Origin of the sequence: Halomonas halophila (genome assembly GCF_030406665.1) — a bacterium.
Classification (GTDB): Bacteria; Pseudomonadota; Gammaproteobacteria; order Pseudomonadales; family Halomonadaceae; genus Halomonas; species Halomonas halophila.
This window is the reverse complement of record NZ_CP129121.1, coordinates 3,235,008-3,259,426: the sequence shown is the minus strand read 5'-3', so window position 1 is coordinate 3,259,426 and position 24,419 is coordinate 3,235,008. Positions and strand designations below refer to the sequence as shown.

The 24,419-nt window shown below is 70.6% G+C and carries 22 protein-coding genes; 7 read left to right on the top strand and 15 right to left on the bottom strand.

Features of this window, described 5'->3' with window-relative positions; genetic code table 11:
* Nucleotides 1-69: 69 nt before the first annotated feature.
* From QWG60_RS15280 to QWG60_RS15270, 3 genes are all read left to right on the top strand, one after another.
* Nucleotides 70-1,638 (top strand): phospholipase D family protein, encoded by a 1,569-nt coding sequence (locus tag QWG60_RS15280; protein ID WP_202020709.1) that lies wholly within the window; start codon nucleotides 70-72, stop codon nucleotides 1,636-1,638.
* Between the two features lie 322 nt (nucleotides 1,639-1,960).
* Complete coding sequence (locus tag QWG60_RS15275) at nucleotides 1,961-2,854, top strand: sugar nucleotide-binding protein (protein ID WP_146909602.1); 894 nt, start codon at nucleotides 1,961-1,963, stop codon at nucleotides 2,852-2,854.
* Entirely contained in the window at nucleotides 2,851-3,618 is a 768-nt protein-coding gene (locus QWG60_RS15270) for a lysophospholipid acyltransferase family protein (RefSeq protein ID WP_107182443.1), read from the top strand. The genes QWG60_RS15275 and QWG60_RS15270 overlap by 4 nt, the downstream gene beginning before the upstream one ends.
* A gap of 131 nt (nucleotides 3,619-3,749) precedes the next feature.
* Here the strand turns inward: QWG60_RS15270 and fabB are convergent, their stop codons facing one another.
* Nucleotides 3,750-4,964, bottom strand: a complete 1,215-nt coding sequence (gene fabB, locus QWG60_RS15265) for a beta-ketoacyl-ACP synthase I (RefSeq protein WP_046077800.1) — start codon at nucleotides 4,962-4,964, stop codon at nucleotides 3,750-3,752.
* A gap of 13 nt (nucleotides 4,965-4,977) precedes the next feature.
* Entirely contained in the window at nucleotides 4,978-5,493 is a 516-nt protein-coding gene (gene fabA, locus QWG60_RS15260) for a 3-hydroxyacyl-[acyl-carrier-protein] dehydratase FabA (protein ID WP_035596409.1), read from the bottom strand.
* A 233-nt stretch (nucleotides 5,494-5,726) separates the two neighbouring features.
* Between fabA and QWG60_RS15255 the strand changes: the two genes are divergently transcribed.
* Entirely contained in the window at nucleotides 5,727-7,592 is a 1,866-nt protein-coding gene (locus QWG60_RS15255; RefSeq protein WP_146910096.1) for a putative bifunctional diguanylate cyclase/phosphodiesterase, read from the top strand.
* Here QWG60_RS15255 and QWG60_RS15250 read toward each other — a convergent pair.
* The 10 genes from QWG60_RS15250 to QWG60_RS15205 form a co-directional block, all read right to left on the bottom strand.
* Nucleotides 7,545-8,081, bottom strand: a complete 537-nt coding sequence (locus QWG60_RS15250) for a DUF2878 domain-containing protein (RefSeq protein WP_146910098.1) — start codon at nucleotides 8,079-8,081, stop codon at nucleotides 7,545-7,547. The two genes, QWG60_RS15255 and QWG60_RS15250, sit on opposite strands and share 48 nt — an antisense overlap.
* Nucleotides 8,078-9,343 (bottom strand): SAM-dependent methyltransferase, encoded by a 1,266-nt coding sequence (locus QWG60_RS15245; protein ID WP_146910100.1) that lies wholly within the window; start codon nucleotides 9,341-9,343, stop codon nucleotides 8,078-8,080. Before QWG60_RS15245 ends, QWG60_RS15250 begins: the two co-directional genes overlap by 4 nt.
* A complete protein-coding gene (locus tag QWG60_RS15240) occupies nucleotides 9,340-10,104 on the bottom strand; it encodes a DUF1365 domain-containing protein (protein ID WP_146910102.1) in 765 nt (254 codons plus the stop codon). Before QWG60_RS15240 ends, QWG60_RS15245 begins: the two co-directional genes overlap by 4 nt.
* Nucleotides 10,101-11,435: an NAD(P)/FAD-dependent oxidoreductase gene (locus QWG60_RS15235; protein ID WP_146910105.1), complete on the bottom strand. Its 1,335-nt coding sequence runs from the start codon at nucleotides 11,433-11,435 to the stop codon at nucleotides 10,101-10,103. Before QWG60_RS15235 ends, QWG60_RS15240 begins: the two co-directional genes overlap by 4 nt.
* The gene (locus QWG60_RS15230) at nucleotides 11,432-12,226 is read right to left on the bottom strand and encodes an SDR family NAD(P)-dependent oxidoreductase (RefSeq protein WP_146910107.1); all 795 of its coding nucleotides are present in this window, start codon (nucleotides 12,224-12,226) and stop codon (nucleotides 11,432-11,434) included. The genes QWG60_RS15235 and QWG60_RS15230 overlap by 4 nt, the downstream gene beginning before the upstream one ends.
* 72 nt (nucleotides 12,227-12,298) lie before the next feature.
* The gene (locus QWG60_RS15225) at nucleotides 12,299-12,739 is read right to left on the bottom strand and encodes a nuclear transport factor 2 family protein (RefSeq protein ID WP_146910109.1); all 441 of its coding nucleotides are present in this window, start codon (nucleotides 12,737-12,739) and stop codon (nucleotides 12,299-12,301) included.
* A 69-nt stretch (nucleotides 12,740-12,808) separates the two neighbouring features.
* Entirely contained in the window at nucleotides 12,809-14,224 is a 1,416-nt protein-coding gene (phrB, locus tag QWG60_RS15220; protein ID WP_146910111.1) for a deoxyribodipyrimidine photo-lyase, read from the bottom strand.
* A gap of 12 nt (nucleotides 14,225-14,236) precedes the next feature.
* The gene (locus QWG60_RS15215) at nucleotides 14,237-15,148 is read right to left on the bottom strand and encodes a MerR family transcriptional regulator (protein WP_046077793.1); all 912 of its coding nucleotides are present in this window, start codon (nucleotides 15,146-15,148) and stop codon (nucleotides 14,237-14,239) included.
* Nucleotides 15,149-15,243: 95 nt separating this feature from the next.
* Nucleotides 15,244-15,618, bottom strand: coding sequence for a sirohydrochlorin chelatase (locus QWG60_RS15210; protein ID WP_046077792.1), 375 nt, complete (start codon nucleotides 15,616-15,618; stop codon nucleotides 15,244-15,246).
* Nucleotides 15,615-16,670 (bottom strand): NAD(P)/FAD-dependent oxidoreductase, encoded by a 1,056-nt coding sequence (locus tag QWG60_RS15205; RefSeq protein WP_146910113.1) that lies wholly within the window; start codon nucleotides 16,668-16,670, stop codon nucleotides 15,615-15,617. The genes QWG60_RS15210 and QWG60_RS15205 overlap by 4 nt, the downstream gene beginning before the upstream one ends.
* 95 nt (nucleotides 16,671-16,765) lie before the next feature.
* Between QWG60_RS15205 and QWG60_RS15200 the strand changes: the two genes are divergently transcribed.
* Nucleotides 16,766-17,671 (top strand): TIGR01777 family oxidoreductase, encoded by a 906-nt coding sequence (locus QWG60_RS15200; protein WP_146910115.1) that lies wholly within the window; start codon nucleotides 16,766-16,768, stop codon nucleotides 17,669-17,671.
* Between the two features lie 476 nt (nucleotides 17,672-18,147).
* Here QWG60_RS15200 and rapA read toward each other — a convergent pair whose 3' ends face one another.
* Nucleotides 18,148-21,087 (bottom strand): RNA polymerase-associated protein RapA, encoded by a 2,940-nt coding sequence (rapA, locus tag QWG60_RS15195; RefSeq protein WP_146910117.1) that lies wholly within the window; start codon nucleotides 21,085-21,087, stop codon nucleotides 18,148-18,150.
* Between the two features lie 362 nt (nucleotides 21,088-21,449).
* Nucleotides 21,450-22,250, bottom strand: coding sequence for a TlpA family protein disulfide reductase (locus QWG60_RS15190; protein WP_146910119.1), 801 nt, complete (start codon nucleotides 22,248-22,250; stop codon nucleotides 21,450-21,452).
* 113 nt (nucleotides 22,251-22,363) lie between these two features.
* Here QWG60_RS15190 and QWG60_RS15185 point away from each other — a divergent pair, with 113 nt between their 5' ends.
* Entirely contained in the window at nucleotides 22,364-22,594 is a 231-nt protein-coding gene (locus QWG60_RS15185; RefSeq protein ID WP_106488918.1) for a hypothetical protein, read from the top strand.
* A gap of 127 nt (nucleotides 22,595-22,721) precedes the next feature.
* Nucleotides 22,722-23,174: a universal stress protein gene (locus QWG60_RS15180; RefSeq protein WP_046077786.1), complete on the top strand. Its 453-nt coding sequence runs from the start codon at nucleotides 22,722-22,724 to the stop codon at nucleotides 23,172-23,174.
* Nucleotides 23,175-23,181: 7 nt separating this feature from the next.
* Here the strand turns inward: QWG60_RS15180 and QWG60_RS15175 are convergent, their stop codons facing one another.
* The gene (locus QWG60_RS15175) at nucleotides 23,182-24,375 is read right to left on the bottom strand and encodes a GAK system CofD-like protein (RefSeq protein WP_107182433.1); all 1,194 of its coding nucleotides are present in this window, start codon (nucleotides 24,373-24,375) and stop codon (nucleotides 23,182-23,184) included.
* Between the last annotated feature and the right edge of the window lie 44 nt (nucleotides 24,376-24,419).

The window sequence follows — 24,419 nt, the reverse complement described above, 5'->3', positions numbered from 1 at the left end:
TGACGCAGGGCATTCCGCCTCCGTCGATACCCGCTATGGTGGGAAGAGGTGACGACAGGAGTCCTTCCCATGACACGATCTTTCCCGGGACGTCGAAGCCGGTCCGGTCTCTGGCTGGCCATGGCGATGCTGCTGTGGCTGGCGGGCTGCAGCCCGCTGCCGCCCCTCGAGGGGCGAAGCGAGACGCAGCAGCTGCCGGTGGCGCAGGCCCGAGACACCTCGCTGGGCGAGATGGTGTCGCCGCTGGTGGCGCAGCATGACGATACCAACGGCTTCCACGCCCTGCGCAACGCCCGTGATGCCTTCGCCGCCCGGCTGTTGCTGGCGCGCTCGGCGGAGCAGACCCTCGACGTGCAGTACTACATCTGGCACGACGACATCACCGGCTCGCTGCTGCATCGGGCCCTGCTCGATGCGGCCGATCGCGGCGTACGGGTGCGCATGCTGCTGGATGACACCAACACCGCCGGGCTGGACGACACGCTGGCCGCGCTCGACGCGCATGCCAACATCGAGGTCCGGCTGTTCAACCCCTTCGTGATTCGTTCGCCGCGTTTCGTGGGCTATATCACCGACTTCTCCCGTGCCAACCGGCGCATGCACAACAAGTCCTTCACCGTGGACAACCAGGCCACCATCATCGGCGGTCGCAACATCGGCGACGAGTACTTCGGCGCGGCGACGGACGTGGCCTTCTCCGACCTGGACGTGCTCGCCATCGGCCCGGTGGTGCAGGACGTCTCGGGGGACTTCGACCGTTACTGGGCCAGCCGCTCCGCCTATCCGGTCAGTCGCCTCATCGACTCGGTGGGGCGCGAGGGCACTGCGCGGCTGGAGGACGAGCTCGATGCGCTGCTGGCGGAGCCCGAGGCCCAGGACTACCTGGCGGCCCTGGAGGAGGAGCCGCTGATCCTGCGCCTGCGGGAGCGGCGGCTCCCCCTGGTCTGGGCCGAGGCGACGATGGTCAGCGACGATCCGGCCAAGGGGCTGGGCGAGGCCGGGGCCGACGAGCTGCTGATCGGGCGCATCCGAGGCCTGCTGGGGCCGCCGGAGGACGAGGTCTACCTGGTCTCGCCCTACTTCGTGCCCGAGGACCGCGGGACCGGACTGTTCACCGGCCTGGAGGCGAGCGGCGTCGATGTCACCATCCTCACCAACGCCCTGGAGGCCACCGACGTGGGCGCAGTGCACGCCGGCTATGCCAAGCATCGGCGCGAGCTGCTGGAGGCCGGGGTACGGCTGTTCGAACTCAAACGCCAGCCCGGGGCCCCGGGGCGCAGCCAGGCGGCGGGGCCCTTCGGCAGCAAGGGCGCGAGCCTGCACGCCAAGACCTTCGCGGTGGACGAGGAGCGGCTGTTCGTCGGCTCCTTCAACTTCGACCCGCGCTCCGCGGACCTGAATACCGAGCTCGGCTTCGTCATCGAGAGCCCCGAGCTCGCTCGCGAGATGACGGCGTTCTTCCGCGACGACATCCCCGCCAATGCCTACGAGGTGCGTCTCGACGAGGGCGGCGACCTGGTGTGGCTGGAACGCACCGACGCGGGCATGATCCGTCACGACAGCGAGCCCAACGTCGGGGCGTTGCGGCGGGCCTGGGTGCGGTTCATCTCGGTGCTGCCGATCGACTGGCTGCTGTGAGGGGCGGCGCCGCGACGGCCGGTTTCCGCTTGCGGCGCAACCTGGCCGCGGTCCTCGGACGGGGCCATTCGAATCTTCCAGGGGAGCCGGCCGCATAAGGGCATGCCCGGCAACGCGACTCGGCTGTCGCCTCGGCGACGATCTTCCGCTGGCGACACGGCCGCGGCTGCCATGACGGCGGGCGGTAATGGTATAGTGGCACGATGGCCGACGCGAGGGGCGTCCTGTTTCAGGATGCCCCTCGCGTCGTGGTTCCCAAGATTGTCGCCGTCTGGTGAGTCGTGGTCGCTGCGATCCCGACGCCCAGCCCCTAGGAGTCATCGTGAAGCTGCTGATCCTGGACGCCGGACACTGTCTGAGCCTCGCCATGGCACGCGAGGCCAATCGCCGCACCGACGTGGAGCTGGTCATCGAGCCCGGCCTGTCGCTGTCGGCGGAGCGGCTCGACGCGCTGCGCCCCGATGCGCTGCTGATCCCGCCGCTGTCGCGGCCGATCACCGATGCGCCGGCCGCCGTGACCGCCCACGCCGAAGCGGTGGAGGCCTGCCTGACGGCCTGCCGCGAGCGCGAGGTGCCGATGATCTGGTGCGTGTCCGACCAGCTCTACGAGGACGGGCTCGAGGAGCCCATCGACGAGCATGTCGTGCCCGCCCCCCGCGACGAAGGGCTGCGGCGCCTGGTCGCCACCGGCGAGCGCATCCGCGCCGAGCTGCCGCGTCACCTGATCGTGCGCCTGGGGCCGCTGTTCGCCCTGGAAGGCACCCACGCCTGGCTGGGCGAGCTGCTCGACACCCTGGTCGGCGGCAACGAGCTGCGCGCCGAGGACGACGTCATCTTCTGCCCGACCTCCGCCGACTCGGTGGCCATGGCGCTGATCGGCATGCTCCAGCAGCAGGGCTGCGGCGCCGATGCCTGGGGCAGCTATCATCTGGCCGGCACCGAGCCGGTCAGCGCCTACACCTTCGTGTCGATGGTGCGTACCCAGCTGGCCACGCGCCTCGAGGGGCGCGGTGAGACCCTCGCCCTGGGGGGCGTCAAGGCGCTCAGCCACCACCACGATCAGCCGCTGCGCCGGGTGCTGAACTGCCGGCGAGTCCTCGATGTCTTCGGTGTCCACCAGAAGCCCTGGCGGCTCGAGGTGGGGCGCATGCTCGATGTCTGGTGCCTGGCGCGCGGCGACGATGCCCGACCCGTCGAGGAGACCCGCGAGACATGAGCGTGATCCGCAGCATCATCTTCTATATCGGTTACCTGATGGCCATGCTGGTCTGCGGCGTGCTGTTCCTGCCGCCGGCGCCGCTGCTGCCGCTGCGCTCGCGCTATCGCCTGCTCAACCTCTACAACCACTTCATCATCGCCTGGTTCCGGATCGCCTGCGGGGTTCGCTACGAGATCCGCGGCCGCGAGCGGCTGCCCGACGGCCCCTGCGTGCTGCTGTCCAATCATCAGTGCGAATGGGAGACCGTCTACCTGCAGCTGCTCAAGCCGCCGGTGTGCACGGTGCTCAAGAAGGAGCTGCTCAACATCCCGATCTTCGGCTGGGGGCTCCGGCTGCTGCATCCCATCGCCCTGGACCGCTCCAAGCCGGCCCGGGCCATGAAGCAGGTGCTGACCCAGGGCAAGACCCGGCTCGAGGAAGGGCTCTCGGTGCTGATCTTTCCCGAGGGCACCCGGGTCGAGCCGGGCCAGCGCCGCCGCTACAACAAGAGCGGAGCGGTGATCGCCTGCCGCGCCGGCAAGCCGGTGGTGCCGGTGGCGCACAATGCCGGCGAGCGCTGGCCGGGCCGCCACTGGGTCAAGCACCCGGGGCGACTGACGCTGGTGGTGGGCGAGCCGATCGAGACCGTCGGCCGCAGCCCGGAAGAGGTGCTGGCCGAGACCGAGGCCTGGATCGAGGCGCAGCTGGCGGAGATCTCGGAGGTGCCTCGGCCCCGCGACGACAGCGCCGAGGCCGGCGCCCGGGAGACGGCGGCGAGCTGAGCCCGTTCGTTGCCGGCGCGATCGCCCGGCGAGGCGGCGAGTCGACAGGCATGAGGCAAAAAAGAGAGGCGCCCCGCGGGGCGCCTCTCTTCATTTCAGTCGTGCCTTCGTCGCGGGCAGGGATGGCCCCGTCAGCCGCGATACTTCTCCAGCACCAGGCAGGCGTTGGTGCCGCCGAAGCCGAAGCTGTTGGACAGCACGCGCTCGACCTTGGCCTCGCGGCGCTCGGTGACGATGTCGAAGCCGTCGGCCTGCTCGTCGAGGTCCTCGACGTTGGCGGAGGCGGCGATGAAGTCGTTCTCCATCATCAGCAGCGAGTAGATCGCTTCCTGCACGCCGGTGGCGCCCAGCGAGTGGCCGGTCAGCGACTTGGTCGAGCTCATCGCCGGCGTGGAATCGCCGAACACCTCGCGCACCGCTTTCAGCTCGGCGACGTCGCCGACCGGCGTGGAGGTGCCGTGAGTATTGATGTAGTCGATGTCGCCGTCGACGGTGGCCATGGCCTGGCGCATGCAGCGCACCGCGCCCTCGCCGGACGGGGCGACCATGTCGTGGCCGTCGGAGGTGGCGCCGTAGCCGACCAGCTCGGCGTATATCTTGGCGCCGCGGGCCTTGGCGTGTTCCAGCTCCTCGAGCACCAGCATGCCGCCGCCGCCGGCGATGACGAAGCCATCGCGGGCCTGGTCATAGGGTCGGGAGGCCTTGTCCGGCGTCTCGTTGTAGTGGGTCGAGAGCGCGCCCATGGCGTCGAACAGGCAGGACAGCGTCCAGTGTTCCTCCTCGCCGCCGCCGGCGAAGACCACGTCCTGCTTGCCCAGCTGGATCTGCTCCATGGCGCTGCCGATGCAGTGCGCCGAGGTGGCGCAGGCGGAGGAGATGGAGTAGTTCACGCCCTTGATCTTGAATGGCGTCGCCAGGCAGGCCGACACGGTGCTGCCCATGGTGCGGGTGACCCGATACGGGCCCACGCGGCGCAGGCCCTTCTGGCGCATGACGTCGGCGGCCTCGACCTGGTTGGCGCTGGAGGCGCCGCCGGAGCCGGCGATCAGGCCGGTGCGCTCGTTGGAGACCTGCTCCGGAGAGAGGCCGGAATCCTCGACCGCCTGGGCCATGCTCACATAGGCATAGGCCGCGGCGTCGCCCATGAAGCGGCGCAGCTTGCGATCGACCAGGGCGTCGAGATCGATATCGACGACGCCGGCGACCTGGCTGCGGAAGCCGAGCTCGGCGTATTCATCCTTGAAGCGAATGCCTGAGCGCCCGGTGCGCAGGGCGTCGAGAACCTGTGTTGCGTCGTTGCCCAGGCAGGACACGATGCCCAGGCCGGTGACTACCACTCGTCGCATGGGAGCCTCCTGATCAGAAATTCGCGGTGGAGGTGAACAGGCCGACCCGCAGGTCGTTGGCCTGATAGATGTCGCGGCCGTCGACGGACACGGTGCCGTCGGCGATGCCCAGAATCAGGCGCCGGGTGATGATGCGCTTGATGTTGATGCGGTAGGTCACCTTCTCGGCATCCGGCAGGATCTGGCCGCTGAACTTGACCTCGCCGCAGCCCAGGGCGCGCCCGCGGCCCGGGTGACCCAGCCAGCCCAGATAGAAGCCGACCAGCTGCCACATGGCATCGAGGCCCAGGCAGCCCGGCATCACCGGATCGCCGGGGAAGTGGCAGTCGAAGAACCACAGGTCCGGGTGGATATCCAGCTCGGCGATCAGTTCGCCCTTGCCGTGTTCGCCACCCTCTTCATGGATGTGCGCGATGCGGTCGAGCATCAGCATGTTGGGTGCCGGCAGTTGGGCGTTGCCGGGGCCGAACAGCTCGCCACGGCTGCATGCCAGCAGTGCTTCGCGATCAAAGGAATGTTGCTTGGTCACTGAATCGTTCCGAGTGTCGAGATGGTGGTATGCCGTATCGAAACGGCATGGGCCGCCCTGGCGGCCCCGCCTAGTCTACTGTTCGTGTCCCGCGAATGCACGCCGGCCAGGGGGCCGGGGGGATTTCGTCGTCGTCCAGGGTACAGTTATGTTCGCGTCGGCCGATAGGGGAAGGTTAGCGCTCTCCCGAAAGGGCAGAGTCTCATTCATGTCGACGAGTCGAGGCCGAAGCCATGTGGCCCGTACTTTCCCTCAATCGCCCGCTGCTGTGGGTCGCCCTGGCCGCGGTGTCGGCCGGCGTCTGGCTGCCCGATGCGGGGCTCCGCGTCGCCGCCGTGCTGATCGCCGCCACCGGGCTGTGGGATGCCTGGCGCCAGGTGCGGCTGGAACGCCTGCGTTCGCGGCTGGGCCAGGAAGCGCTGACCATGACCGAGGAAGGCGTGATCGTCACCGATGCCGACTATCGCATCCTGGTGGTCAATCCCGCCTTCACCCAGATCACCGGCTACGACCCGGCAGAGGTCAAGGGGCTGAACGTCGCCTCCCTGGCGGCGCCGCGGCACGATGCGGCCTTCTTCGAGCGCTACTGGCAGACGCTGCACAGCACCGGCCGCTGGGAAGGCGAGATCTGGAACCGCCGCAAGCAGGGCGACGAATATCCCGAGTGGCTCAAGGTCCGCGCCGTCAGCGACGATCGGGGACGGGTGCGCCACTACGTGTGCCTGTTCTCGGACATCTCGCTGCGCAAGGCCCGCGAGCGCGACCTGCGCCGCATCGGCTTCGAGGACCCCCTGACCGGGCTGCCCAACCGGCGCCGCCTGCACGACCTGCTGACCTCGCGGCTGCGCCATCTCCAGGCCGGTGAGAGCCTGGACATGGCGATGATCGACATCGACGCCTTCAAGGAAGTCAACGACGGCCTCGGCGTCGAGCTCGGCGACCGCCTGCTGGCACGGGTCGGCGAGCGGCTGGCGCGCCAGGTGGCCGGCGGCGTGGTGGGCCGGCTCGGCGGCGACGAGTTCATGGTCATCCGCACCACCACCTTCGACGACCACGAGCAGTGGGTGGCCGGCCTGCAGGCGCACCTGGGCGAGCCCTTCGAGCTGGATGGCAACACCCTGCGCCTGGGGCTGACGCTGGGCAGCTGCCGTGCGCCGGAGGACGGTCGCGACGCGAGCGTGCTCTTCCAGCGCCTGGAGTCCGCGCTCTATGCCGCCAAGCGCCACGGCCGCAATCATTGCCTGCGCTTCCGCCCCTCGCTGGACGTGCAGGAGGGGCCGAAGTTGGCGCTGGTCAACGAGCTGCGCAATGCCCTGGCCACCGGCGGCCAGCTGGAGCTGCACTATCAGCCCCAGTATCGGCTGATCGACGACGGCCTGGCCGGGCTCGAGGCGCTGCTGCGCTGGCGCCATCCCCGCGACGGCATGATCTCGCCGGGCGAGTTCATTCCCCTGGCCGAGCGCCATGGCCTGATGGCACTGCTGGGCAACTGGGTGATCGACCACGCCCTGGCACAGATCGCCCACTGGCGTCGCCAGGGGATGCCCGAGGTGCCGGTGTGGATCAACATCTCGGCCATGCAGCTGTTCCAGGGCGACCTGGAGTCCGCGCTGGCCGCCGGCCTGTCGCGTCACAAGGTACCGGCGCGGCTGCTGGGGCTGGAACTCACCGAATCGGTACTGCTCGACGAGCGCGCCGGCGACGTGGCACCGCGGCTGGAGGCCCTGCGCGACCGCGGCCACCCGGTGGCCATCGACGACTTCGGCACCGGCTACTCGTCGCTCGGCTACCTCAAGCATCTGCCGCTGGACAAGCTCAAGCTCGACCGGGCCTTCATACGGGCCCTGCCGGACGACCGCGCCGATGCCGCCATCGTCGGTGCGGTGCTGGCCATGGCCCGGGGGCTTTCGCTGGAAGTCGTGGCCGAAGGCGTGGAGACCCGCGCCCAGCGGGACTTCCTGCGCTCGGTGGGCTGCGAGCTGGTCCAGGGCTTCCTCTACGATCGGCCGCTGACCGTTCAGGCCCTGGACGCCCGCTGGCGCACGCAGGCCTCAGCCGGCACGAGCGAAGCCGCCGGGCCGGCCGAGTCGATGGCATAGCCACAGGCACAGCATGGCCCAGCACAGCGCCTCGGCGGCCAGCAGCCAGGGAGCGAGGGTGACACCGGCGAGTTCGGCGCCGGCATAGTAGGACAGCGGCCCGCTGGTGGCGCCGCCGGCCGCCGCCAGCCAGGGATGCCGCCACAGCCAGGCCAGGGAATGGTGCAGCAGGGTGGCGAACAGCGGCCACAGCAGCCATAGCCATAGCGGTAACGGCCCTGTCCAGGCCGGTAGCGGGCCGATCAGGAAGGTCTCCGGCGGGAAGCGAAAGCCGCCGGCCATCGCCAGGCCGCCGTCGATGACGAGCCCCAGCCCCGCGAAGCCTGCCAGCCAGCGCCATTCCCCCGGCCGCGCCTGCCAACGCAGGTGCGCCGCGATCACCCCGCCCGCCACGATGCCCCCCACGAGGCTGCCGCCCAGCACGCAGGCCAGCCAGCCCAGCTGGAAGCCGGCCAGGTTGGCCAGCGCCCGCCAAAGCCCGGGTGTCATGCCGCCCCCGTCAGCGGCGCCGGCCGCGCGCCCGGCTTGGCCAGCAGCAGCTGGCTGGTGCCGATGGTGCGCTCCAGGAAGCCGCCCTCGCAGTAGCACAGGTAGTAGCGCCACATACGGATGAAGCGCTCGTCGTAGCCCAGCCGGCGCACGGTCTCCAGGTTGGCCTCGAAGCGATGGCGCCACTCGCGCAGGGTGCGCGCATAGTGCTGGCCGATCTCCTCCAGGCCCACCAGGTTCAGCGAGGTGTGACGGGTCAGACCGTCGAGAATGACGCTCTGGGAGGGCAGGAAGCCGCCGGGGAAGATGTAGCGCTTGATGAAGTCCATCTCGCGCTTGGCGGCCTCGTAGCGCTGATCGCGAATGGTGATGGCCTGCAGCATGGCCATGCCGTCGTCGGTCAGCAGCCGGTCCAGGGTGGTCAGGTAGGTCTCCAGGTACTGGTGGCCGACCGCCTCGATCATTTCCACCGAGATCAGCCGGTCGAAGCGGCCCTCCAGCTCGCGGTAGTCGCGCTTGAGCAGGGTGACGCGGTCCTCCAGCCCTTCCTCTGCCAGCCGCCGGGCGGTGTGGGCGTACTGCTCGTCGGATATGGTGGTGGTGGTGACCCGGCACCCGCGAGTGCGGGCGGCGTGGATGGCGAGCCCGCCCCAGCCGGTGCCGATCTCCAGCAGGTGGTGATGCGGGCGCACGTCGAGGCGCTCGAGCATCAGGTCGAGCTTGTGGGTCGAGGCCTCCTCGAGGCTGGCGCCCGTGCGGGGGAAGACGGCGCTGGAGTACATCCAGTGGCGGCGGTCGAGGAAGGTCGCGAACAGGTCATTGCCGATGTCGTAGTGGGCGGCGATGTTGCGCCGCGAGCCGCTCAGGCTGTTGCGCTGCAGCCGGTAGAGGGCGCCGAGCAGCCAGCGACCGGCGCCGGCCAGGCCGCCCTCCATCTCGCCGTTGACCCGTTCCAGGTTGGCAGCGAACAGCCGCACCAGCGCCACCGGGTCGTCGGCGTCCCAGTCGCCGTCCATGTAGGCCTCGCCGGCGCCCACGGTGCCGCCCAGCGCCATGCGTCGCCAGGCCCGCGAGTCGCGCACCACCAGGGTTACCGAGAGCGGGCCGCCGCGGCCCAGGCGGTGGCGCTGATGGCCCTCGATCAGGGTGATCTCGCCGCCTTCCAGCCGATCCAGCTGGGGCAGCAGGCGAGCCTTGAGCCAGCGCGTCAGGCGATCGCCCTGGGCCGGCAGTGGACGGGCGTTGGCGGTGCGTGTATTCACGGCGAACTCTCCTGATGGCGGGGATGGTCGTGGACGGGGACGCGCTTGAGCCACATGCGCAGGGCCTCGAAGTGGATGCCGGCGACGGTCTTCAACGCCATCGCCGGGTGACGGGCCAGGGTGGCCAGCAGCACGCGACGGGTCGCCGGGCGGGCTTCCAGGCACAGGCTGGCGTCGAAGTGGCGCTCGTCGCCGCGCCAGGTCTCCATGTTCAGGTTCAGGCGTTCGCCGGGGCTGTCGAAGCGCCAGCGGTAGCGCATGTCCATGGGGTTGAACGGCGAGACGTGCATGGCCTTGTCGAACTCGGCGCGATGGCCGTGGCGCCGCGGCTCGACCCGGCAGGCGTAGGTGGTGCGCTCGCCCCAGGGCGTGTTGCTGACCTCGCCGAGCAGGGCCCGCAGCTCGCCGCGGGCGTCGTAGGCGTAGTACAGCGACACCGGATTGAAGCCCACGCCGAGGGTGCGCAGCTGGGTGAGCAGGCAGATGCGGCCGTCCGGGGCGTCGCCCAGCAGCCGCGTCAGCTCGGCGCGCACGGCGTCCTTGAGCGGCCGGTCGTGGGGCGCCAGGTAGTCCTCGCGGCGGAAGCGCGCCAGGGCCGGGCGCCGGGCGCTGAAGCCGGGCACGCCGTCGAACAGCTCCGGCAGCTCGTCGAGGTCGAGCCAGGCCATCCACAGCCGGTAGCGGAAGGCGTGGGCACGGGGCATGAAGCGACGATGACGCAGCCAGCCGCGATAGATGCGCGAGCGCGGGGTGGAGATCATGCCGGCACCTCCGTGGCCGCCCGGGCACCGGCCGGCGCGTCGGGATCGCAGCCCAGCGCCCGGGCCACCCGTAGCGCGCTCCACACGCCGTCCTCGTGGAAGCCGTTGCGCCAGTAGGCGCCGCAGAAGTGGGTGCGCCGGCCCGGCCCCGAGATCTCGGCGTGGCGGGCCTGGGCGTTCATGCCGGCGAGGCTGAACTGCGGATGGGCGTAGGTGTAGCGCCCGAGCACCTTGGCCGGGTCGATGCTGTCGCCGTCGTTGAGGGTCACGCAGAAGGTGTGCGGCGCCTCGAGGCGCTGCAGGATGTTCATGTCGTAGGTCACCGAGACCCGGGCATCGTCGCCGCGGCCGTCGAGCCGGTAGTTCCAGCTCGCCCAGGCGCGCTTGCGGCGCGGCAGCAGTCGGGTGTCGGTGTGCAGCACCACCTCGTTGTCGTGGTAGGGCAGGGCACCGAGGATCTCGCGCTCGGCGGGGCTGGCGTCGTCGAGCATGGCCAGCGCCTGGTCGGCGTGGCAGGCCAGCACCACCTGGTCGAAGTGTTCCTCGCCGGCGTCGCTGCGCACCCGTACCCCGTCGGTCTCGCGACGCACGCCACGCACCGGCGTGGCCAGCCGGAGGCGTTCGGTGTAGGGCGCGGTCAACGCCGGTATATAGGCCCGCGAGCCGCCGACCAGGGTGTACCACTGAGGCCGTTCGTTGACCGACAGCAGGCCGTGGTGATGGAAGAAGCGCACGAAGAAGCGGGCCGGGAAGGCGCGCAGCTGGCCGATGCTGGCCGACCAGATCGCCGCGCCCATGGGCAGCAGATAGTGGCGCTGGAAGCCCTCGCCGTAGCCGCCGGCGTCCAGGTAGTCGCCCAGGGTCAGGTCCGCCGGCAGCCGGTCATCGACCATCGCCTGGGTGGCCTCGCGGTTGAAGCGCAGGATGTCGCGCAGCAGCCCGTGGAAGCTCGGCCTCAGCAGGTTCGACCATTGCGCGAACAGCCGCGGCAGGCTGTGGCCGTTGTACTCGAAGTCGCGGGCGGTCTCGTGCACCGAGAAGCTCATCTCGGTGGCCTGGCTCTCCACCCCGAGGGTCGCCAGCAGGCGCCGGAAGTGGGGATAGGTCCAGTCGTTGAACACGATGAAGCCGGTGTCGATGGCGTAGTGACGGCCCTCGAGCTCGACGTCCATGGTGGCGGTGTGGCCGCCGAGGCGGGTGTCGGCCTCGAACAGGGTGACCTCGTGGCGGCGGGACAGGTACCAGCCGGCGGCCATGCCGGCGATGCCGCTGCCGATCACGGCGATGCGCTGGCGGCTCCCGGGCGCGGTGAGGGGGGTGAGCGACGTCATGACGCGGTCTCCGTATCGGCGTGATCGCGGGCCAGGCGCCTGCCGAGGCGGAAGCGCAGCCCCGGCGGCAGGATGCCCAGCAGCTTCAATGCCAGGGTGAAGCGGCGTGGGAAGTGGATGTCCAGGCGGTGGGCCTCCAGGCCCTTGAGGATCGCCTCGGCGGCCTGGTCGACGCTGACCCGCATCGGCATCGGGAAGTCGTTGCGATCGGTCAGCGGCGTCTTCACGAAGCCGGGATGAATCAGGCTGACGTCGATCTTTTCGCCAGCCAGGTCGAGGCGCAGCGATTCCAGGAAGTGGCTGAGGGCGGCCTTGGAGGCGCCGTAGGCCTCGGCGCGTGGCAGCGGCAGATAGGCCGAGGCGCTGGAGGTGGCGGCCAGCAGCGGCCGGCCTCCCTGGGACCTGGCCTGACGCAGCAGCGGCAGCGCGGCCTCCACGCCGTGCAGGGCGCCGAAGAAGTTGGTGGCGAAGACCCGCTCGATCAGGGCGGCGTCGAAGGTGCCGGCCTCGAGGTATTCGCAGGTGCCGGCGTTGAGGATCGCCAGGTCGAGGCGGCCGAAGCGCGCGGCGATGCGATCGCCGGCGGCCAGCACGGCGTCGCGGTCGCTGACGTCCAGCGGCAGCAGCAGGGCGTTGTCGCGGTCGCCGGCCAGTTCCTGCAAGGCGTCTGGGCGGCGGGCGCTGAGCGCGACCCGATGCCCCTGGTCGAGCAGGCGCACGGCCAGGGCGCGGCCGATGCCGGACGTGGCGCCGGTCAGCCAGATGCAGCGGGTCGTGTGGGATGCCGTCATGTCGTCTCCTCGCGTATGGCGACGCCTGTGTTGCAGCTACGCGGGAGGCGGCGTTGCGGTTTCAGCCGCCCTTCAGCCTCCCGCGCGACGCTTGAGCCAGCGGATCGCCGTGCCCAGCAGCGGCACCCGCTCGTAGAGCAGGGCGCCGGCGTCGAAGTAGTCCCGGTGCTCGCGGACCCGTCCCGTGTCGTCGCCGGCGAAGAGCAGCCGCGAGGCCCCTTCCACCGTGATCTCCCGGCCGCCGTCCAGGCGGCGGTGAGCCAGATGCATCGTCCAGGTCACGAAGGCGGTGTCGCCTTGTCGCTGGTGATCGTGGAAGACGAATCGACACGCCGTGACGTTCTCGTACAGGGTGGCGAAGTAGGCTTCCAGGGCCGGCAGGCCGTCGATGTGGTGCAGCGGGTCGGCGAAGCTCACGTCTGGAGTATATATCTTGTACAGATTTTTTGTACAGGATTTGTCTAGCTTATTGTAGAAGGCGCAGAAGGCCTCCAGGTCTGGGTCCGGTGACATGACGGTCTCCGTGGAGGGAGAAGAAGAGAGGGGCGAAAGTGGGTGGAGCGGCCGGGATAAGCGCCCGCTTCAGGCAGCGGGCAGGTTCTTGAAGGCGTCCAGCGCCCGGGCGCGGGCGGCCTTGTGGTCGACGATGGGCGCCGGATAGTCGACGCCGCTCAGCAGGTCGTTGCCCGGGGCGTGGCGGGCCTTGGGCGACAGCTCGGCGAGCTCGGGCAGCCACTCGGCGAGGAAGCGGCCCTCCGGATCGAAGCGCTGGGACTGGGTGGTGGGGTTGAAGATGCGGAAGTAGGGCGCGGCGTCGGTGCCGGTGGAGGCCGCCCACTGCCAGCCGCCGTTGTTGGCGCCGAACTCGCCGTCGACCAGGTGACGCAGGAAGAAGGCTTCGCCGCGGCGCCAGTCGATCAGCAGATGCTTGGACAGGAACATGGCGGTCACCATGCGCAGCCGGTTGTGCATCCAGCCGGTGGCGACGAGCTGGCGCATGGCGGCATCGACGATGGGGTAGCCGGTGCGCCCCTCGCACCAGGCCCGGAAGCCGGCCTCGTCGTCGCGCCACGGCAGTGCCTCGGTGTGACGCTGGAAGGCGCGGTGGCGGCACACCCGCGGGAAACCGGCGGCGATGTGCTGGTAGAACTCGCGCCAGATCAGCTCGCCGACCCAGGCGGTGAAGCCGGCGTCACCGTCGGCCAGGGCGCCGTCGTTCTCGGCCATCACCGCCTGCATGCACTGGCGATGGGAGATCATGCCCAGCGCCAGGTAGGGCGACAGCTCGCTGGTGCCGCGGATCGCCGGGAAGTCGCGCTGGTCGTCGTAGTGGCGGCCGCGAAAGCGCAGGAAGCGCTCCAGGCGATCCGCGGCCGGGCCCTCGCCGGCGGGCCACAGGCGGCCGTCGACCGGCGTGTCCTCGAGCTCGGGCAGCTCGGGGATGGGGTCGGCATCGACCGACAGTCTGGCCTGGGGCTCGGGCGCGTCCTGCAGCGCCAGCCGGTCGGCGGTGATCGCCTTGTGCCAGGCCTTGGCGAAGGGGGTGAAGACACCGTAGACGTCGCCCTTGCCGGTCAGCAGCTCGCCCGGGGCGAAGGCCACGGCGTCGCGATGGCCGTGGGCGGCGAGACCGGCGTCCTCGAGGGTCTCGATCACTGCCGCGTCGCGGCGCGCCTCGTCGAGCGGGTACTCGCGGTTGAAGTGAATTGCCTCGGCGCCGAGCTCCCGGGCCAGGGCGAGCAGCGTCGCGGGGGCCTCGTCGAAGGCCTCGATGTCGCGATGCAGCAGCGGAATGTTGAGCCCGGCCAGCGACTCGGAGAGCGCGGCGACGCCGCGCCGGGTGAAGTCCAGCTTGTTGGCGCCGTGGCCGTGGGCTTGCCATTGTGGCAGGCAGCGCAGGAAGACGCCGATCACCGGGCCGCGGCGGGCCGCGGCGGCCAGGGCGGTGTTGTCGTGGATGCGCAGGTCGCTACGGAACCAGACCAGGGTCGGGGACATCGGTGTCTCCGTTCAGGCGGCTTGGGTCAGGGAGTGCAGGCGTGTCATGGCGTGGCTCAGGTCGTCGCCGAGCAGTTCCACGCCCGAGGCGTCGAGGTCGGCCGCGCGAATGCGGGCCACCGGGCCGCACAGGGCCACCGGCACCTCGAGCTGCTCGGCCAGGCGCGGTAGCTGGCGGCGCACCAGGTCGGCGCGCTCTGCGCGGCCACTGGCCAGCAGCAGGGCGGTGGCGTGGAAGCGCTCCACGGCCAGCGGCAGCTCCTGTGGCGGCAGCGCGGCGTCGAGCCACTGCACGCGATAGCCGCGATCGGCGGCGGCCAGGGCGGCCAGCAGCCCCCACAGCGGGCCGTCGTCGGGCAGCGGCACGATCAGCAGCGTGGAGCCGCCGGCCCGGGCGTTGGCGTGATACAGCCGGGTGCCGATGCGGGTGCGCAGGAAGGCTTCCAGAGTGCGGCGCTGCAGGTCGGCGCCCAGGCGGTCGTCCCAGCGCTCCTCCAGCTCGCGCAGCACCGGCTGCCACAGCTCGTCGAGGCAGGTGGCGACCGGATAGAGGGCCAGGGCCTGGTTGAACAGCGCCTCCAGGCGCTCGAGGTCCAGCGCCTCGACGGCCTTGATCAGCTGCTGGCGCTGGCTCCCCCAGTCGCCGGCGGCGGGCGGCGGCGCCTCCACGATCTCGGGCTGTTCCAGCAGCTCGCGGACCTGGCTGACGGGCACGCCGCGGTTGAGCCATTGCAGGATGCGCTCGACGCGGGCGATGTCGTCCTTGGCGTAGAGTCGGTGGCCCTTGGGGGTGCGCTTAGGCTGGATCAGCCCGTAGCGGCGCTCCCAGGCGCGCAGGGTCACGGCATTGACGCCGGTCAGGCGCGAGACTTCGCGGATCGGATAGAGCGGCGCATCGGCCGGATGGTTCGCCTGATCGCTCATGCGGGCCTCTGCCTCGGTGGTGAGATCGGTGACGGAAGGGATGGGGCTTCAACCACCAATTTTGTACAAAAAGCAGTCGATGTACAACACGGCCGTCAGTCGCTCTCGCCGGCCCGCTCGGCGATCACCGCCGCTAGGGCCTCGACGAAGGCCGGATGCTCGCCCACCGGCGGCAGCAGCGTCAGCTGTACCTCGGGGTGCGCCTCGCCGAGGGCTTCGACCTGGCCGGGCACGTCCTTGCGCAGGTGGCGGCCGGCGGCGAAGAACAGCGGCAGGATCTCGGCGTGCTCGACGCCCTCGGCCGCCAGCTCGGCCACGGTGTCCTCCAGCGAGGGCGCGCAGATCTCCATGTAGGCCAGGCGCAGCGGGGTCGCAAGCCGGGCGGATAGCTGCTCGGCCAGGCGCTCGAAGGGCGCCCGCCAGTTAGGGTCGCTGGAGCCGTGGGCCATCAGGATCAGGGCATTGCTCATGTCGGGAAATCTCCGTGGTCGGGAAGGGGATGGCGATGGCATAGCGCCTCGCCCAGGTGGTGGCCGGACAGCCAGGCGTCCTCGATGCGTCCGCCGCGCCAGCCATCGCCGCACAGCGCCAGGCCGGCGTCCGTCAGGCGATGGTCATGGCCCGGCGCCACCGCGCCGGGTTCGGCATAGCGCCAGCGGTGGGCGCCCCGCGCCTGTACCGCCGGCAGGCTGGCGGCGGGGCGGAGCGTCTCGAGCGCGTCGTTCAGGGCGCCGAGCAGGTCCACGGCCACGGCATCCGGGGCGTCCTCGAGCCGGCGTTCGCTCCAGTCGAGATCGGCCAGCAGGGTGATGAGTTCGGGCGCACCGCCGCGGCCGGGCTTGGTGCGGTGGCGGACCACGCGCTTCAGCGGGCCCGCGTCGAACTGCAGCAGCGGCCAATTGGCCTCGGCGCCGGGCAGCGTGAGTGGCGCCTCGAGGCGGGCCCAGGCCGCCCAGCAGGCGCGCTGGGGCACCTGTCGGCATTCGCTCGCGAGCTCCGGCGCATGGGGGGCGATCAAGCCCTCGGCCTGAGGCGCGGGCAGCGCCAGGCTCACCGTGGCGAAGGGGCCATGCGTGGTGCCGCGCTCGTCGATGAGCCGCCAATCGTTACCTGCGCGCGCGAGCGACACGATGCGGGTGCCGGTGTGCAGGGGCAGGCCGCGGGCCAGCTGGCGCGTGACCGCGCTCATCCGCGGCGTGCCGGTGTAGCGGGGGTGGCCGTCGGCGCGCCGCGCTGCCCGGCCCGCTTCCAGCCGCCACAGGGCGTCGGGCCAGGGCGCGGCCACCCCGGCCTGCACCCAGGCGGCCACCTGTTCGCGGAAGGCCGGATGGGCGGCGCGAAAGCTCTGGGCGCCGAGCTCGATGGCGCCGTCCTCGAGCCGGCGACTGGACATCCGGCCGCCGGGGCCGCGACCCTTGTCGAACACGGTGACGTCGTGGCCGGCATCCGCCAGCGCACGGGCGCAGGCCAGGCCGGCGATACCGGCCCCGATCACGGCATGGGAAGGGGGCGTCGAGGTCATGTCGGGCTCATGCAGTCAACGGGGTTTACCGCTAGACTAACAGACGTGTACAAAACCTGTATAACACTTGCTCGACGCCATCCAAGGAGACCGGAATGCGCATACTGATCACCGGAGGCAGCGGATTCGTCGGCCAGGCCCTGTGCCGGCGACTGATCACGGACGGGCATCGGGTCCAGGTGGTGTCGCGGGACCCCGGCCAGGCGCGGCTCAAGTTGCCGGAGGGCGTCGACGTGCGTCGCTCGGCGCTGGACTTCGTCGATACGCCGCCGGAGGCGGTGGTCAACCTGGCCGGCGAGCCGATCGCCGGCAAGCGCTGGAGTGAGGCGCAGAAGGAGCGGCTGCTGGATTCCCGGCTCGGCGCCACCCGCGAGCTGGTGCAGCTCTGCGAGCAGCTCAAGGCGTCGCACGGGCGCGCGCCGTCGGTGATGGTCTCGGCCTCGGCCATGGGCTACTACGGCGACCAGGGCGACACCGTCGTCACCGAGGAGACGCCGCCCCACGACGAATTCGCCCATCGCCTGTGCCAGCGCTGGGAGGCAGCCGCCGAGGGCGTGACGGCCTTCGGCACCCGGCTGGCGATCCTGCGCCTGGGCCTGGTGCTCGACTCCGGCGGCGGCATGCTGCAGCGCCTGCTGCCGCCCTTCAAGCTGGGGCTGGGCGGGCGCCTGGGCGACGGCACTCAGTTCATGCCCTGGGTGCATCGCCAGGATCTGGTGAGCGCCATCCTGCTGCTGCTCGAGCGCGACGACCTTCAGGGGGCCTTCAACGGCAGCGCCCCGCACCCGGTCACCAATGCCGTCTTCACTCGCCTGCTGGCGCGGCATCTGCACCGCCCGGCGCTGCTGCCGGTGCCGGCCAAGGTGCTGGAGATCGGCCTCGGCGAGATGTCGCGACTGCTGCTGACCGGCGCCGACATGCGCCCGGCGCGCCTGGAGGAGGCGGGCTTCGCGTTCCGCTTCCCGACCCTGGAGGAGGCCCTGACCGATATCCTCGGCTAGTGAAACGCCGATTTATTGCTGCGCTCGACGACCTGCAGGGATGCAGGAAGTGCATAGGTTCGTCGGGAACGAACCTAGTGATCCTGGGCGCCGGCGGCACCCAGGCTAGGCGCCCCCACCTCTCATCGCTCGCGACATAAATCAGCGCATCCCTTTCGCATTTCCATGCCCTGAAACGACGAGCCCCCGCCGGCAGCGTGCCGACGGGGCTCTTGGTTAAGGCGTCAAGACGGGGCGCCGGGGACAGGTCGAAGAGGGGGTTTTTGGCCATGGGTGAGGCGGATTCCGCCGAACGGGCTGGCCAAGGATGGCCAGCACCGGACCTGCAAGCGGAGCAGGATGCGAGAGCGCCGTAGGGCCAAAGTAGCGCCCAGGGATGGGTTCATAGCGCCCCTCGGCGGTCCGGCGCTCCGGGACCTGTCGCCGGATCAGCCCCGGAGGGCGGCGACAGGTCTCGTCCGGGGGAGTCGCCTCGCCTAGCGGGAGTTCTCGTCGATGGTGACGATGACCCGCACCGCATCCAGCCGCAGCCGGGTGCCCTCGATGGCGGCGTCCAGGGCGGCGCGCTCCTCGCGCAGCGCCGTCAGCTCGTCCTCGCGCACCGCGGGGTTGCGGCGGGCCAGGGCCTCCAGACGGGTCAGCTCGGCGTCCAGCGCCTCGCGCATGCGTGCCTGGGCGGCCTCGACGATGGTCGGCAGCTCGCGCTCGGCCTCGGCCTCGGCGCGGTCGAGCAGGTCGCGGAGCTGCTCGTGGCGGCTCTTGATCAGGTCGCGGGCGGCGGCCTTCTTGACCTTCTGCAGGTTCTTCGACAGCCCGGTGAAGGAGACCTTGGCGGTCAGGTTGGCGCCGGACTCGTCGAGCAGCACGCGCACCGCGGTCGGCGGCAGGAAGCGGTTGAGGTGCAGCCGCTTGGGGGCCGGGCAGTGGGTGCGGAACACCAGCTCGGCCATCAGCCGGCCGCCGGGGATCGACGGATGCTTGAGCAGCGCCAGCGCGGTGTTGCCCATGGTGCCGTCGAGGATGCGGCCCATCATCTCGCGGGTCAGCGGGTGCTCCCAGGACAGGCGCTGAACGTCGTCGCGCCCCAGGGCGCGCTCGCGGGAGAAGGTGGCCGAGAAGCCGTCCTCGCCCTTCACCAGCCCCGGCAGGCCGTCGAGCATCTGCGGGCCGGGCTTGAGGTGCTGGATGTCGTTGCCGATGTCCTTGGCATCCACGCCGAAGATGTCCAGTGCCTGGTCGATGTAGCGGCGCAGGGCGCGGTCCTCGTCGAGCTCGCGGATCGCCTCGATGGTCTGCTCGGCGCGCTCCGGGCGGCAGGCGTTGAGCTCGAGCAGGCGGTTGCGGCCGGCGTCGCGTTCGGTCATGCGGCGGTCGAAGAGCTCGCGGGTGTCCGCGATCACCTCGTCCAGGCTTTCCTCGTCGAGCAGGGCGTCGGCCAGGGCGTCGCCGAAGGCGTCGAACAGTTCGCCGCCCAGGCCGTGGGGCGCGCCGAAGGCGTCCATGCCCTCCTGATACCAGCGCAGCAGCTGCTCGCCGGGGCTGGCGGCGAACACCGGCACGTGCAGCTCGATGGCGTGGCGCTGGCCGATGCGGTCGAGGCGGCCGATGCGCTGCTCGAGCTGGTCCGGGTGCAGCGGCAGGTCGAACATCACCAGGTGGCGGCAGAACTGGAAGTTGCGGCCCTCGGAGCCGATCTCCGAGCACACCAGCACCTGGCAGCCGTCCTCGTCGTCGGCGAAGGCCGCGGCGGCGCGGTCGCGCTCGACCAGGGTCAGGTCCTCGTGGAACACCGGGGCCTGCACGCCGCCCAGCACGCGCAGGCCGTCGGCCAGGCCCTGGGCGGTCTCGCGGTCGTGGGCGATGACCAGGATCTTGTCGTCGCCGAGCTCGGTGATCCGCTCCAGCAGCCAGGTCACGCGCGGGTCGAACTGCCACCAGGGCTCGGCGTTGAGCGGGTCGTTGGCCAGCGCCTGGTACATGGTGTCCAGATAGACCAGCACCTCGGGGTGGTCGAGGCCGGTCTCGATCAGCAGCTCGTCGAGGTAGTCCTCGTCGCGGCCCAGGCGGCGTAGCACCCGGCGGTAGGCGGAGGGCAGCTCGAGGCGGTCGACGTGCAGGCGACGCTCGGGGAAGCCGCCGACGTGGCGGCGGCTGTTGCGGAACATCACCCGGCCGGTGCCGTGGCGGTCGAGCAGCTGCTCGCGCAGCTGGCCGCGGGCGGCGGTGCGCTGGTCGTCGTCGCTCTCGGCGTCGGCCAGGGTGGCGAGCAGCGCGGCGCTGTCGGGGTCGTCGCTGACGGCCGCCACGGCCTCGCGGTCGGCGGCCTCGCCGGGCAGGCGCTCCAGGGCGTCGATGGCGGTGGCCACCTCGGCGTAGTGGCGCTCTTCTTCCTGGAAGGCCGCCAGGCTGTGGTAGCGATCCGGGTCGAGCAGGCGCAGCCGGGCGAAGTGGCTGGCCTGGCCCATCTGCTCCGGAGTGGCGGTCAGCAGCAGCACGCCGGGCACGCTGGCGGCCAGGCGCTCCACGCAGGCGTAGCCGGGGCCGACCTCGTCGGCGTTCTCGCTCCATTCCAGGTGGTGGGCCTCGTCGGCGATCAACAGATCCCAGTCGACGGCCTCGGCCTGGGCCTGGCGGTGTGGGTTGGCGAACAGCCAGTCCTGGCTGGCCAGCACCAGCTGGCCGGTCTCGAAGGGGTTGCCGTCGCCCTGGGCCAGACTCTGCTGCTCGTCGAGCAGGGTGACCTCCAGCGAGAAGCGGCGCAGCAGTTCCACCAGCCACTGGTGGGTGAGGCTCGCCGGCACCAGGATCAGGGCGCGCTCGGCGCGGCCCGTCAACAGCAGGCGGTGCAGGATCAGGCCGGCCTCGATGGTCTTGCCGAGCCCGACCTCATCGGCCAGCAGCACCCGCGGCGCCTGGCGGCGTGATACCTCGTCGGCGATGTAGAGCTGGTGCGGGATCAGGTCGATGCGCGGTCCGGCCAGGCCCAGCGCCGGGTTCTGCTCGGTGCGATGATGGTGGTGCAGGGTGCGGAAGCGCAGGTCGAACCAGTCGTTGCGGTCGACCTGGCCGGTCAGCAGGCGGTCGCGGGCCTGGTCGAACTGCATGGAGTCGGCCAGCCGCGCCTCGGGCAGCTCGCGGATCTCGCCCTGGTCGTCCTCGCCGATGTAGACGATCAGTCCTCGGGACTCCTTGCTGTCGTCGACGGTCATCTCCCAGCCCTCGGCGCACCGGATGCGGTCGCCGCTGCCGAAGATCACCCGGGTCAGGGGGGCATGCTGGATGCTGTAGGTCCGGGTTTCCTGGCTGGCGCCGAAGAGGACGGTGATGCTGCGCGCGTCGCAGTTGAGGATGGTGCCCAGGCCGAGTTCGGCCTCGCCATCGCTGATCCAGCGCTGACCGGGAGAGAAGTCGCTCATGATGCCTCGGGGGATGCTAGGGATCTGGTCTCGTGCCGCGGGCCACACCCGACCCTCGGCGACAGGGCGCGGTATCTTACAGCAATCCCCGGCGCGGCTTAAGAGGCTTCCCGGGGTTTCCCCTAGCAATCTCGGTTCGCCTCGGATGATGTCTCAATCGTCGGCAAGCCTGCGAGCGGGGCCGGCCTCCCGGAAACGCACGAATACTTCCCTGTAGCTCCCGGCGCCCTGCGGCGCTCTCGCGTCCCGCTACGCTTGCAGGACCGGTGCTGGCCCTCCATGGCCAGCCCGTTCGGAGGAATCCTCCTCACCCATGGCGCAGGAGTTCCTCTACGGCTTGCCGACGTGGTCGGAACTGGTGCCTACTCCGCGTCCAGCCAGCCGTCGAGGGTCGCTCGGGTCAGCTCGCCGACGTGGCGCTCCCGGGTGCGGCCCTCGGCGTCGAACAGCAGGGTGGTGGGCAGTCCCGGGGCATCGCTGGCCACCATCAGCGACTGGCGCGGGTCGAGCAGGGCGTGCTCGAAGGTGAGTCCCTGGGCATCGAGATAGCGCGCCACCGGCAGCAGGTCCTCGCCCTGGTTGACCACCACCACGGTGACGTCGTCCCGGGCGTCGGCCTCGGCGAGCAGCGGCAGCTCGCGGCGGCAGGGCGGGCACCAGGTCGCCCACAGGTTGACGATGACCGGCTGGCCCGAAATCTCGGCGAGATTGACCGGCTGGCCCTCGAGGTTCTCGAGCGTCAACTCGGGCAGGGCGCGAGGCGTGATGCCGCTGCCCAGCGGCGCCCAGCTCATCAGCGCCAGCCAGGCCAGGGTGGCGCCGATCGTCAGGCCCTGGGCGCCGAGCATGGCGGCCAGGCGGTCGCGCAGCGCCCAGGCGCTCCAGGCCAGGGCGGCGAGCAGGCCGAGCCACGCCTGATAGCCCGGCAGCCACAGCTTCAGCGCGTCCAGCGGCGCCGCTTCGTAGGCCGGCAGGTTCAGGGCCACGTGGCCGAGCCGCGCGCCGACCAGCCAGGCGATGATCAGGCCGTTGAACCAGCGCGCTCGGCGGGCGCGGGGCAGGCGCAGGGCCAGGGCGGCGGCGACGAGCAGCAGCAGAGCACAGGCCAGGGCGTAGAGGCGGGGCAGGGGAAGCAGCACGGGCCCGAGGGCGATGGCATCCATGAGGGCTCTCTCGAGGCAGGGTCGGCGCGTCGGGCCGGACCGGGTACACTGGGCGAATTGACCCCACCAAGCCTACTGTCGGCGGGCGGGGCTGTCATCCAGCGGGAGCACTCATGGCACGACAGGCCTTCGACACCCTGCGGGCCCTGGCCATTGCCAGCCAGGCCCTGGGCTTCATCCTCATCATCACCCTGGAAACTATGCTCGGCGACGCGGCACGCGTGTGGCAGGGCTGGACCCTGGCCGCCATGGTGGCGGTCGCGCTGTGGATCGCCCTGGTGCGCCTCTATCGTCGCAACAAGGCGCGCAAGGCCATGGCGCGTCGCCTGGCCGACGACGACTGAGCAAGGCCCGCGGCTTGATGTCCGTCAAGCTCACGGGCGATCCCCGGCCGCCTGCGCCGCCAGCGACTAGGCTGAAAGGACCGTGGGGAGCGGAGCGTTTCCCCTGATCCGCCTGCAGGAGGCCACCATGTATCAGTCCATCCTCGTGCCCGTCGACGGCTCCGAGCACTCCGCCAAGGCGCTGGGCGTCGCGGCGCAGCTGGCGCGGGGCTCCTCCGCGTCGCTGATCCTGCTGACCGTGGCCGAGTATCCGCCCGGTAACATGGGGCTGTTCACCGGCGGCATGCCCGAGCCCTTCACCGCGGACAACTGGAACGATATCGCCGACTCGCTGAAGGCCGACGCCGACGATGCCCTGCAGAAGGTGCGCGACGCCGTCGACCTGAGCGGCCTCGAGGTCGAGTCAGTGGTGCGTCAGGGCATGCCGGCCGAGACGATCCTCCATGAGGCATCTCAGCGCGGCGTCGACGCCATCGTGATGGGCAGTCGCGGGATCAGCGACATGCACGGCATGATCTTCGGCAGCACCTCGCACAAGGTCAGCCACGTCGCCGAGTGTTCGGTCATTACCGTAGCCTGACGCCCGCCTACACCAGCGACAGCAGGGCCGTGGCCAGCAGGTCGGGATCGTAGTGCGGCGTGCCGCTCTCGCCGATCAGCCGGGTGTCGATCAGAGTGATGCCGAGCTCTTTCAGGAAGGCGTCGGACAGCTCGCCGGGGTAGTCGCCGCGCGCCCGGTCGAGCAGCACGAAGTTCACCAGTTCGTGGGCGGGGCGGGCTTCGCCGATGTCGCGGCGCAGGGTATCGAGCAGCACGCTGATCTGCTGCTCCAGTCCCATGCCGGCCTGCTCGGGGTCGGGGCTCGAGTTGGGTATGAACACCTTGGGGCAACGGTTGGCGTGGATGGCCCGGCCGACGCCTTCCGGCAGCAGGTTGGCCAGCAGGCTGGAGTAGAAGCTGCCCGGCGGATAGCAGATCAGCTCGGCGGAGGCGATCAGCCGGCGGTTCTTCTTGCGCAGCCTGGCGGTGACGGGCTCGTCGCGGTCGCGACTGGCCGAGAGCTCGAGGCCGGCGATGGGCGAGGTCAGCGGCGCGACCTCCTTGCCGGTGATGCGGTGCTGGCCCAGCACCCGGCGGCCGTCTTCCAGCGTGACCGCCAGGTGGTAGTCCTTGTTGACCACGGCGCGCACCGTGCCGCGCACGTGCACCAGCTTGGAGAACAGGAAGATGATCGGATCGAGCTGCTGGTGGTTGTTCAGGTAGCCGCCCGCCAGGATCAGGTTGCCGATGCTGGCGCCGCGCAGGTCGAAGTCAGCGGGCATCGCCTCGCGGAAGAAGCCGAGCTGGTGGCAGATCAGCCGGCGCATGGGGTTGGAGATGTCGTCGGTTAGCGGATGGCGCCCGCTCACCAGCGCATCCAGGGTCGCGCGCAGGGCCGACGGTTCGCCGTCCTTCGGCAGCCGGTGGGTGAACAGCCGGTAGACCTCGGGATGGCCGAGGATGGAGTCGTCGGCCAGCGCCATCAGCCGGCTGCGCAGGTCGCCGATGGCGGGCATGTGGAAGGCCTCGCGCAGCTTGGCGGAGCTGCCGCCGGAGTCGAAGGGCGTCACCAGGTGGATGGAGTTGTGGGTGTAGTGCTGCAGCCGCCGTGACACGCCGTTGAGGGCCGAGCCGCCGCTGAAGAACAGCAGACGCGGGCCCAGTTCCGGGGCCTTCTGGTAGCGCTGGACCCGCAGCGGGTCGGGCACCAGGGCGGTGCGGGTGACGCGAACGTCGACCATGCCGTCGATCTTCCCTGTGGCGGACTTTCGGGCTAGCTTGCCTG